At 48.0% G+C, this 404-nt stretch carries 1 protein-coding gene and 1 pseudogene; one reads left to right on the plus strand and one right to left on the minus strand.

Going from position 1 to position 404, the window contains the following annotated elements; genetic code table 11:
- A pseudogene (locus BHE85_RS18885) lies at positions 1-165 on the plus strand (IS3 family transposase); the annotation flags it as partial.
- A 4-nt stretch (positions 166-169) separates the two neighbouring features.
- Here BHE85_RS18885 and BHE85_RS18890 read toward each other — a convergent pair.
- The coding region (locus tag BHE85_RS18890) for an integrase core domain-containing protein (RefSeq protein ID WP_146627965.1) at positions 170-404 on the minus strand (235 nt) is incomplete at its 5' end.

A 404-nucleotide genomic window follows, 5' to 3' on the forward strand; every position in this document is an offset into this window, starting at 1 on the left:
TACTCCTGGTTCCCGCACGGTGGCTGAACTGGAATCTGAAATTCTGCAACTGCGTAAGGCGTTAAATGAAGCTCGCCTTGAGCGAGATATATTAAAAAAAGCAACAGCGTATTTTGCACAGGAGTCGCTGAAAAATACGCGTTAATCGAACAATGGCGACATGAAGTGGTCAACAAAAACTGGCCACCGAGTTAGAGTTTTTCCAGTATCGATTTTCCGATTCGTTTGGGGGTAACCCACCGTTATATTCGTGCGGTCTTAGTGCGCTGTAATATCCAACGATATAGTCCGTTATGGCGTGAGCTGCCTCGCTGAAGCTTACGTAACCCACCACCGGCATCCATTCGTTCTTCAGACTCCTGAAGAAGCGTTCCATTGGGCTGTTATCCCAGCAGTTTCCGCGC

Source organism: Shigella sp. FC1567 (assembly GCF_001743015.1).
GTDB lineage: Bacteria > Pseudomonadota > Gammaproteobacteria > Enterobacterales > Enterobacteriaceae > Escherichia > Escherichia coli.